The 9,401-nt window shown below is 64.8% G+C and carries 9 protein-coding genes; 7 read left to right on the forward strand and 2 right to left on the reverse strand.

The genetic code is table 11. The annotated features are described in order from the left end of the window. The first annotated feature begins 131 nt into the window (after positions 1 to 131). From lgt to FJ986_RS21715, 6 genes are all read left to right on the forward strand, one after another. Positions 132 to 992, forward strand: coding sequence for a prolipoprotein diacylglyceryl transferase (gene lgt / locus FJ986_RS21690; protein ID WP_140496012.1), 861 nt, complete (start codon positions 132 to 134; stop codon positions 990 to 992). Beyond that, on the forward strand, positions 989 to 2,086 hold the full coding sequence (locus FJ986_RS21695) for a class I SAM-dependent methyltransferase (RefSeq protein WP_140666082.1): 1,098 nt from the start codon (positions 989 to 991) through the stop codon (positions 2,084 to 2,086). Before lgt ends, FJ986_RS21695 begins: the two co-directional genes overlap by 4 nt. A gap of 357 nt (positions 2,087 to 2,443) precedes the next feature. Next, entirely contained in the window at positions 2,444 to 3,238 is a 795-nt protein-coding gene (gene pgeF, locus FJ986_RS21700; RefSeq protein ID WP_140496014.1) for a peptidoglycan editing factor PgeF, read from the forward strand. Further along, entirely contained in the window at positions 3,238 to 4,389 is a 1,152-nt protein-coding gene (locus FJ986_RS21705) for a Xaa-Pro peptidase family protein (RefSeq protein WP_140516886.1), read from the forward strand. The genes pgeF and FJ986_RS21705 overlap by 1 nt, the downstream gene beginning before the upstream one ends. A 43-nt stretch (positions 4,390 to 4,432) precedes the next feature. Next, a complete protein-coding gene (locus tag FJ986_RS21710; RefSeq protein ID WP_140624150.1) occupies positions 4,433 to 5,062 on the forward strand; it encodes a hypothetical protein in 630 nt (209 codons plus the stop codon). 239 nt (positions 5,063 to 5,301) lie between these two features. Beyond that, positions 5,302 to 6,237, forward strand: a complete 936-nt coding sequence (locus tag FJ986_RS21715) for a ribose-phosphate pyrophosphokinase (protein WP_140496017.1) — start codon at positions 5,302 to 5,304, stop codon at positions 6,235 to 6,237. Between the two features lie 117 nt (positions 6,238 to 6,354). On the opposite strand, the gene FJ986_RS21720 is transcribed toward FJ986_RS21715, so the two are convergent. Next, positions 6,355 to 7,224, reverse strand: a complete 870-nt coding sequence (locus FJ986_RS21720; protein ID WP_140496018.1) for a helix-turn-helix transcriptional regulator — start codon at positions 7,222 to 7,224, stop codon at positions 6,355 to 6,357. A 151-nt stretch (positions 7,225 to 7,375) separates the two neighbouring features. On the opposite strand from FJ986_RS21720, the gene FJ986_RS21725 reads away from it, so the two are divergent. Continuing rightward, positions 7,376 to 8,599 (forward strand): MFS transporter, encoded by a 1,224-nt coding sequence (locus FJ986_RS21725; RefSeq protein ID WP_140666080.1) that lies wholly within the window; start codon positions 7,376 to 7,378, stop codon positions 8,597 to 8,599. Positions 8,600 to 8,639: 40 nt separating this feature from the next. On the opposite strand, the gene FJ986_RS21730 is transcribed toward FJ986_RS21725, so the two are convergent. Further along, positions 8,640 to 9,398: an ABC transporter ATP-binding protein gene (locus tag FJ986_RS21730; protein ID WP_140649719.1), complete on the reverse strand. Its 759-nt coding sequence runs from the start codon at positions 9,396 to 9,398 to the stop codon at positions 8,640 to 8,642. Positions 9,399 to 9,401 lie beyond the last annotated feature (3 nt).

Raw genomic sequence — 9,401 nt, forward strand, 5'->3', positions numbered from 1 at the left:
GCTCACCGCCCGCACGGCGCGATGGGCCTGCAAGCGGTGATCCGATCCGATCTTTGACGCCGACCACCTTGCCTTGACCCCGCCAAAACCCTGCCGCATGGTCCGCGCCAAACGCAACCGAGAGCTCCCCGTTGAACGAATATTTCCTGCTGCCGCTGGCCTCGTTGCCCTTTCCCAACATCGACCCGGTGCTGATTCAGATCGGGCCGCTGGCGGTGCACTGGTACGGCGTCGGCTACATCGTCGGCATCCTGTTCGCCTGGTGGTACGCCAAGCGGCTCGCCGCCAATCCGAAACTCTGGCCCGACGGCATCCTGCCGATGAAGCCGGAGGACCTCGATGATTTCATCATCTGGGCGGCCATCGGCGTCGTGCTGGGCGGGCGCACCGGCTACGTGCTGTTCTATGACCTGCCGCGCTATATCGCGCATCCGCTCGACATCTTCGCCGTCTGGCAGGGCGGCATGTCGTTCCATGGCGGCCTGCTCGGCGTCATCCTCGCCATGACGCTGTTTTCGATCAAGCGCGGCATCCGCACCTGGTCGCTGTTCGACGTCGTGGCCGCTGGCGTGCCGGTCGGTCTTGGCCTCGTGCGCGTCGCCAACTTCATCAACTCCGAGCTCTGGGGCCGGCCAACCGACGTGCCATGGGCGATCGAGTTTCCCAATGGCGGACCGTTTACCCGCCATCCGAGCCAGCTTTACGAGGCCCTGCTTGAAGGCCTGGTGCTCTTTCTCGTGCTGCGCTTCCTCACCCATTCTCGCCTCAAGCTGAAAACGCCGCGCTTCGTCGGCGGCGCCTTCATCTGCGGCTATGGCCTGTCGCGCATAGCAGTCGAATTCTTCCGCGAGCCCGACCAGCAGCTCGGCTATCTCCTTGGCACCAACTGGCTGACCATGGGCATGATCCTGTCCTCGCCGATGGTGCTGGCCGGCATTTGGGCGATGACGACAGCCAAGCCGGTGCCGCAGTCACGGCCGCAGGCGACATGACGCGGCTGAAGGCACGCATCGTCGATCTGATCGAGGCGACGGGGCCGATCCCGGTCAACGAATACATGGCATTGTGCCTGTTCGATCCCGAGGCGGGCTACTACACCACGCGCGAACCGTTCGGCGCCGCCGGGGATTTCGTCACCGCGCCGGAGATCAGCCAGATGTTCGGCGAGCTCGTCGCCGTCTGGCTCTACCAGGCCTGGCTGGCGGTCGGCCGGCCGACGCCGGTCACCATCGGCGAGATCGGCCCCGGCCGCGGCACGCTGATGAAGGACATGCTGCGCACCCTGTCGCGGCTCGAACCGGCACTGGCCAACGACGCTGCCTTCGCCATGATCGAGACCAGCCCGCGCCTGACCGAGGTGCAGAAACAGACGCTCGGCGCCACACCGTTCTCCATTCGCTGGCACGAGACCATCGACACGCTGCCGCCACAGCCGCTTTTCATCGTCGGCAACGAATTGTTCGACGCCATCCCCATCCGCCAGTTCGTCGGCACCGGCACCGGCTGGCGCGAGCGCGTGGTCGGCCTCGACGGCGCTGACAATCTTTGCTTCTTCGCCGGCGCCGGCTCGCTCGACCCGACGCTGCTGCCCGCCGATGCCGGCGAGGCGCCGCAAGGCGCGATCGTCGAACTGGCGCCGGCGCGCAGCGCCCTGATGGCGACCATCGCCGAGCGCATGGCCGCTCATGGCGGCTCCGGCCTGTTTGTCGACTATGGCCATCTGCGGCCGGGTGTCGGCGACACGTTGCAGGCCTTGCGTCGTCATGATCACGAAGATGTGCTGGCCAATCCCGGCGAAGCCGATCTCACCTCCCATGTCGATTTCGCCGCCCTTGCCGGGGTGGTGCGCGCGCATGGTCTCGACGCCCATCTGTCGACGCAGGGCGATTTCCTGCTCGGCCTGGGCATTCTGGAGCGCGCCGGCCGGCTTGGCGCCGATGCCAGCCAGGCGGCACGCGACAAGATCGCTGGCGATGTCGAACGCCTCGCCGGGCCGCAGGCCATGGGCGACCTGTTCAAGGTGCTTGCCATAATGCCGCGCGGCGTTGCCGTTCGCCCCTTTGCCCAGGCTCCGAGCTCGGATTGACAAGGCGTGACGACGGCCAGCCCGGTTGTGTCGGTAGCTTTTCATGGCCGGCAACTTCTCATGATAGGAATTTTTTCTTGACAGGGTGAAGGCAACTATGGTAGATATTTGGTTATGGTGCTGAGTTGCGCCAGGGACCCGCCGCACAGGCGGGTTTTTCCGTTCAATGCTCCCTCACCGCGCAGCGGCGAAGGAACCGTTACCCCGGATTCGTTGCGTTGCCCCTTCGCCACGCCGGATTGACTTTTCATCGTCACCCCTCCCAATCTCCCGTCCGGTAAAAGAGCGGCTGAACGCCGGCCGTCTCGCTTCGGACTTTTTCTTGACGAAACCGCCCACACGGACAACAACGCCCACATGCTGAATCAGACCAAACTGGATCCCGTGCGGTCGCCGCTGCTGGACCTGGCGCAGGCACAAGGCATCCGCCACGGTTATTTCACCCGCGTCGGCGGCGTCTCGACCGGCATCTATCAGGGCCTCAACATCGGCACCGGCTCGGATGACGACCAGGCGCTGGTCGCCGAGAACCGCCGCCGTGTCGCCGCCTGGATGGGCGTGCCGGCGGACCATCTCCTGACCGCCTGGCAAATCCATTCGCCTGATGTCGTCGTCGCCAGGGGACCCTTTGCAGGCGAGCGTCCCAAGGCCGACGCCATCGTCACCGACCGGCCGGGCATCGCCATCGGCGCCTCGACCGCCGATTGCGGCCCTGTGCTGTTCGCGGATGCCGCGGCGCGTATCATCGGCGCGGCGCATGCCGGCTGGAAAGGCGCCTTCACGGGGGTGCTCGAGAACACCATTGCCGCCATGGAAAGTCTCGGCGCCAGGCGTGAAAACATCGTCGCCGTGCTCGGCCCCTCGATCGGCCCGGAAAACTACGAGGTCGGGCCTGAATTCGTCGCCCGCTTCGTCGAGGCCGATGGCGAAAATGACAGATATTTCGCGCCTTCGGCGAATCCCGGTCATTCGATGTTCGACCTCAACCGCTACACGGTGGACCGGCTCGACAGGGCGGGTGTGACCGCGCAAGGTCTCGGCCGCTGCACCTATGCCGAGGAAGATCTGTTTTACTCCTACCGGCGCACGACGCACCGCAAGGAACCCGATTACGGCCGGCAGATATCGGCAATCGTTTTGGAGAGTGAATAATGGCGCTGCATTTTGAACGATCCGAATTCGACGCGCGCCGCGACCGGCTGGTGATCGAGATGGCCGAGAAGAAGCTCGACGCCATCCTGCTCTTCGCGCAGGAAAGCATGTATTGGCTGACCGGCTACGACACGTTCGGTTTCTGCTTCTTCCAGTGCCTGGTGGTGAAAGCCGACGGGTCCATGGTGTTGCTGACCCGCTCGGCCGACCTGCGTCAGGCGCGCCACACCTCGATCATCGACAACATCGTGCTGTGGACCGATCGCGATGGCGCCAATCCGGCCGTCGACCTGCGCAATCTGCTGAACGAGCTCGACCTGCTCGGCGCCCGCATCGGGGTCGAATACGACACTCATGGGCTGACCGCCTATAATGGCCGCCGCCTCGACGAGCAGCTGCAGACCTTCGGCCAGATCGCCGATGCATCCGGCATCGTCGGTCGGCTGCGCCTGTTCAAGAGCCCGGCCGAGATCGCCAAGGCCGAGAAGGCGGCGAACCTGGCCGACGACGCGCTGGATGCGGCCTTGCCGCTGATCAAGCAGGGCGGTGACGAGGCGCTGATCCTTGCCGCCATGCAAGGCGCGATCTTTGCCGGTGGCGGCGACTATCCGGCCAACGAATTCATCATCGGCTCCGGCGTCGACGCGCTGCTGTGCCGCTACAAGGCCGGTCGCCGCAAGCTCACCAAGAACGACCAGTTGACGCTCGAATGGGCGGGAGTCTTTCATCACTATCATGCGCCGATGATGCGCACGGTGCTGACCGGCAAGGCCTCGAAGCGTCACCAGGACTTGTTCGACGCGGCCCGTGCCGCGCTGCTGGCGGTCGAGAAGGCGATGACGCCGGGCAACAGTTTCGGCGACGTGTTCGACGCGCATGCCCGTGTCATGGAGGCGCGTGGACTGACCAAGCATCGGCTGAATGCCTGCGGCTACTCGGTCGGCGCCCGCTTCACCCCGTCCTGGATGGACATGCCGATGTTCTACCAGGGCAATCCCGAGCCGATCGCGCCGAACATGACGTTGTTCGCCCACATGATCATCATGGATTCCGAAACCGAGACGGCGATGACGCTTGGCCGCACCTATCTCACGACCGAATCACAGCCGAAGCCGCTTTCCCGCCATGATCTCGACTTGATCGTACAGTGAATCCACGATGGGAGGCGTTCTTCGCCAAGGAGTTAGAAGGCAAATGAGACGATCGCAGCTGACGACCGTGTCATTGCTCGTGGTCCTGGCGCTCGCCGCCTGCACCAACGCAAAAGACGTCCTCGAACCCTCCGCCATCACCCCGCCCACGGCCGCGGCGCCGGCCACGCCGGCAGCCCAGGGCAGCGCCGCCACCCCGGCGCCCGCTGGCCCTGCCACGACCACGGCGGGCGCTCCAGCAACGACCACGACGTCAGCCACGCCCGCACAGACCGCCGCAATCCTTGCCAGGACGCGCCTGCAGATCGCGCCGATCGTCGGCGCTTCGGTGGAAGCGGCGACGCCGCTGACGGCGGAGTTGCAGACGCGCGCTAGGCAGCGCGGCATCACGCTGGCCGGCAGCGCCGACCAGACCGCGACCCATGTGCTCAAAGGCTATTTCTCGGTGATCTCCGAAGGCAAGGACACCACCGTCATCTATGTGTGGGACGTCTACGATCCCTCGGGCAACCGCCTGCATCGCATCAACGGCCAGCAGAAGGCGGCTTCGGCCAATTCCGGCGCCAGCGCGGGCGGCGACAGTTGGAAAGCGGTGGCGCCAGCCACCATGCAGGCGATCGCCGACCAGACCATCGACCAGTTCGCGGCATGGCTCGGCGGCAAGGCGGGCTAGACTATCGGACCCGAATGGAAACGGCCGCGGGGAAAACCGATGCTCGAACAAAGGGAAGGAGCAGCGGCGCCGGACCCGCTGCCCGGTGTTGCCCATACGCGATGGCGCGAACATTTCCCAGGATTAGCCGGCGGATTTCCAATCACGGTGCTTGCAATAGCCGCGCGGGCCGCTAAAAGCCCGGTTAAAGGGCGTAGGCGAGTCTGTTGGGGCTCTCCATCCTCCACCAGGAACGGTGCATGAAACTCTTCGCGGGCAATTCCAACAGGGTGCTGGCCGAGGCGGTCGCCCGCTATCTCAACATCCCGCTGGGCAAGGCCAGCGTCAGGCGCTTCGCCGACCAGGAAATCTTCGTCGAGATCCAGGAAAACGTGCGCGGCGAGGATGTCTTCATCCTGCAGTCGACTTCCTTTCCGACCAACGATCACCTGATGGAACTGCTCATCATGATCGACGCCTTCATGCGCTCGTCGGCCAAGCGCATCACGGCGGTGATCCCCTATTTCGGCTATGCCAGGCAGGACCGCCGCGCCTCCGGCCGCACGCCGATCTCGGCCAAGCTGGTCGCCAACATGATCACCCGCGCCGGGGTCGACCGCGTGCTCACGCTCGACCTCCACGCCGGCCAGATCCAGGGCTTCTTCGATATTCCGACCGACAATCTGTTCTCGGTGCCGGTCATGGCCCGCGATGTGAAAGCGAAATACAAGCAGCTCGGCAACGTCGTCGTGGTGTCGCCCGACATTGGTGGCGTGGTGCGTGCACGCGCGCTGGCCAAGCGCTTCGACGCACAGCTCGCCATCGTCGACAAACGCCGCGAGCGTCCCGGCGAATCGGAAGTCATGAACATCATCGGCGCGGTCGCCGGCAAGGACTGCCTGCTGATCGACGACATCGTCGATTCCGGCGGCACGCTGTGCAACGCCGCCGATGCGCTGCTGGCCAACGGCGCCACCAGCGTCACCGCCTATATCACTCATGGTGTGCTGTCGGGCGGCGCGGTCACCCGCATCAGTGGCTCCAAGCTGCAGGAACTGGTGATCACCGATTCCATCCAGCCGACCCAGGGCGTGCTCGACGCCCCCAATATCCGCGTCATCTCGATCGCCGACCTGATGGGCGAAGCCATCTCGCGCACGGCAACCGAGGAATCGGTGTCGAGCCTGTTCGACTAATTGTCGATCCGGGCGGGCGCGTAGCGCAGCAAAACCGATTACAACGTGCAATCAGTGCTCCTGCAAATGGACCTTAGACCGAAGGTTGGCGCATCAGCTTGATGCCATCGGCATGCCTCAAGCGGCGATCGGACCGCCTATGCGCCGCGGGTTTTCGCCGGCATCTCGCGCACCGCGCATATAGCCGCGCGGCGAGGCGCCCAGCATGCGCTTGAACATGGTGATGAAGGCCGGCACGCTGTCATAGCCGAGATCGAGCGCCACCCGGGTGATCGGCTCCCCATCGGCGAGCCTCGGCAGCGCCGCGAACAGGCATGCTTGCTGGCGCCATGTCGACAGCGACAGTCCGGTCTGGCGATGAAAGGCGCGCGTGAAGGAGCGTCGGCTCATGCCGGCGGCGTCCGCCCACTCGTCGATCGTCGCGCGCGGCGACGGTGCCGCCACGAAACGCCGGCACAGCGCCGCCAGCCTGGGATCGGAGGGGAACGGCAGGCCAAGCGGCCGCTCCGGCAAAGTCGGAATTTCGTGCAGCAGGAGATTCATGATCAGCCCGCCACGCCCTTCCAGCACGCCGCCTTGCGGCAGTTTTTCCGATTCAACGATCAGGCTGTGCATCAGGTCGGTGACGCCGACGACGCGCAAGCCTTCCGGCAGTCCGGGGATCGCTCCCGGCATGACATAGACCGAGCGCATCGAGACATCGCCCAGCATCTCGACGGAATGCTCGGTGCCCGCGGGGATCCACATGGCGTGATCGGGCGGCACCATCCAGCGCCCGTGCCGCGTCGTCACCAGCACGACACCGACCAGCGCATGCAGCAACTGGCTGCGGCTGTGGCGGTGCCGCGGCACATGGTAGCCGTCGGGATATTCGGTCGGCAACGCCACCGCCGGCCCGGCCACTTGCTCCAGCCATAGCCAGCGACGCTCGTGCAACTGCTCGAGGTCGGCATTGCCAGCGTGAAAAATTTCCCTGCCATGCGGCATAAGCTATGGCCCACTTGCGAAACTATTGGACCAAACCACGAAAGAAGTCGTCCCGCAAGCGGCCTATAAGCCATCCGTTCCCAAGGCGGCCGCAGGAGCGTCCGCCAGCTTGCCCGCGGGTATGCCCGCCAAAAAGACTACGGAGCCTGCCTTGACCGATACGACAGCCGTCGCCCCTCCCGCGACCGCCAGCCATGCTTCAGCCCAGGCGACGGCCTTCACCGTCATCCTGGCGGTGAGTTTTTGCCATTGCATCAACGACATCATGCAGTCGCTGCTATCGGCCATCTATCCCCTGTTGAAGGAGAATTACGGCCTCGATTTCTGGCAGATCGGCCTTCTGACCTTCACCTTCCAGGTGACTGCGTCGCTGCTGCAGCCGGTGATCGGCATGATCACCGACAAGCGGCCAATGCCCTATTCCCTGCCCTACGGCATGGCCTCTTCGCTGATCGGCCTGATCGTGCTTGCCTATGCCGGCCACTACACGCTGCTCCTGATCGGCGCTTCGCTGATCGGCATCGGCTCGGCGATCTTCCATCCGGAATCCTCGCGCATCGCCCGCTTCGCCTCAGGCGGCCGCTTCGGCCTGGCGCAGTCGCTGTTCCAGGTCGGTGGCAATTTCGGCCAGTCCATGGGACCGCTGCTGGCGGCATTTATCGTCGTGCCTTTCGGCCAGACCAGCATTTCATGGTTCGCCGTCGGCTCGCTTATCGGCATCGTCGTGTTGTGGCAGGTCGGCGGGTGGTACAGCCGCTTGCGCGCCACGCAGGCGAACCGCAAGACGTCCAGTTTCGTCTCGCCCTTCCCGCGTCGCAAGGTGATGGGCGCGCTGGCCGTGCTGACGCTGCTGGTGCTGACCAAGAACGCCTACATCGCCAGCCTCTCCAGCTACTACACCTTCTACGCCATCCATAAGTTCGGCGTCTCGGTGCAGATGTCGCAGGTCATGCTGTTCCTGTTCCTCGGCGCCTCGGCGCTGGGCATCCTGCTCGGCGGTCCCTTCGGCGACCGCTATGGACAGAAGGCGATGATCTGGTTTTCCATCGTCGGCGTGCTGCCCTTCACGCTGGCGCTGCCCTACGCCAACATGGAATGGACGATGGTGCTGACGGTGCTGATCGGCCTGATCCTGTCGTCGGCCTTCTCCAACATCGTCGTCTTCGCGCAGGAACTGGTGCCGGGCCGCGTCGGCATGATCGCCGGCATCTTCTTCGGCTTCGCCTTCGGCGTCGGCGGCATAGCGGCAGCCGTGCTCGGCATCGTGGCCGACATGAAGGGCATCGACTTCGTCTTCCAGATCTGCTCGTATTTACCGTTCCTGGGCCTGTTGACGGTGTTCCTGCCCAATATGAAGGAAGCACGGAAGGCCTAGCCTGGGAAAGCGCCTCGACACGTGCGAGCGCGTCGAGGCCTCAGTGCAGGCCGAATTCGCGCAGCAACTCTTCACGGTGGCGCACGAAGCGGCTTTCGCTGCGATCACGGGGGCGCGGCAGGTCGACGGTGATCAGACGCGCCGCGCCGCCTTTCTCCTTGGGCAGGATCAGCACTCTGTCGGCGAGATAGATCGCCTCCTCCAGGTCGTGGGTGACCATGACCATGGTGACGTTTTCCTCGCTCCAGATGCGCGCCAGTTCCTCCTGCATGGAGATCTTGGTCATGGCGTCGAGGGCGCCGAGCGGCTCATCGAGCAGCAGGATCTCGGGCTGCACCGTCAGCGCCCGGGCGATGCCGACGCGTTGCGCCATGCCGCCCGAAAGCTGCCGCGGGTAAGCATCGCTGAACTCGGCAAGACCGACCAGCGCTATGTAGAAGCGCGCCCTCTGCTCGGCCTGCGCCTTGGGCACGCCGCGAACTTCGAGGCCGAAGGCGACATTGCCAAGCACGCTCAGCCAGGGCAGCAAGCGCGGTTCCTGAAAGATCACCGCCCGCTCCGCGCCGACGCCTTTTATTTGCTTGCCGTCGATCGCAACGGCGCCTTCGTCGGCGGTTTCCAACCCGGCAAGGATGCGCAGCAATGTCGTCTTGCCCGATCCGCTGGCGCCGACAATGACCAGGCACTCGCCGGAGCTGATGTCGAGATTGAGCGAACGCAGCACGGCGAGCGAGCGCCCGCCGAGCGCAAAGGACTTCGACAGGTCGCGGATCGTGACCTCGCCGCGTGCGGTGGCCATGCT

It is taken from the genome of Mesorhizobium sp. B1-1-1, from assembly GCF_006442955.1.
GTDB lineage: Bacteria > Pseudomonadota > Alphaproteobacteria > Rhizobiales > Rhizobiaceae > Mesorhizobium.